Annotated in this window: 1 pseudogene; it reads right to left on the bottom strand. The window is 41.2% G+C overall.

What is annotated here, in order from left to right:
• Positions 1 to 453, bottom strand: a pseudogene (locus tag A3750_RS24310) (type IV-A pilus assembly ATPase PilB); the annotation flags it as partial.
• Positions 454 to 622 lie beyond the last annotated feature (169 nt).

The following is a 622-nucleotide window of genomic DNA, read 5'->3' as shown; positions in this document are numbered from 1 at the left end:
GTCGTCTTGAGATTCAAGGTACTTGTCGATAGCACTGATCAACTTGTCGTCTTCTACTAATACTGAGTCAACACTCATCCCTGTATGGAATTTAATCTCGTCTACGGCGTTAACGTTTGTTGGATCGGATACGGCGATAAAGAGTCGATTTCCACGCACGTATAGAGGTAGCGCGCGATGCTTGCGGATCAATTTTTCTTCAACGACTTTTTCGGGATACGAGACCTTGAGGAATGCGTTTAGATCAAGAACGGGTAAGCCGAATTCCTCTGCGGCACTAAAAGCGATCGCTTTCGAGTTCGCCAAGTTTTCTGAAACTAAGTGGGTGATCAGAGGTATGTTGTTTTCTATCGCATGCGATTGCGCCTTTAGAGCTGTGTCTTCATCAATAATATGATCAAGAACGAATTTTCGTGCTAGGCCAGTTAGATTGGTTGGCGTATTGGTAGCCATGCGTATGCGTTTCTCTTTGCTGCTTGTGTCTTATTTAAATCGCTGAATTTATATACAAATATAAGTTAGCTAAGTTGTTCTGCTTATAAATGCGAGCAATCGAACTTAACGCATCAGTATTTATATGCAGGAATTTAATTAAAAGTGTAGAGCAAGTTTCGGTTTTTAA

It is taken from the genome of Oleiphilus sp. HI0079, from assembly GCF_001635105.1.
Note: the sequence above shows the minus strand (reverse complement) of the source record. Positions and strands in the feature narration are given on the sequence as shown.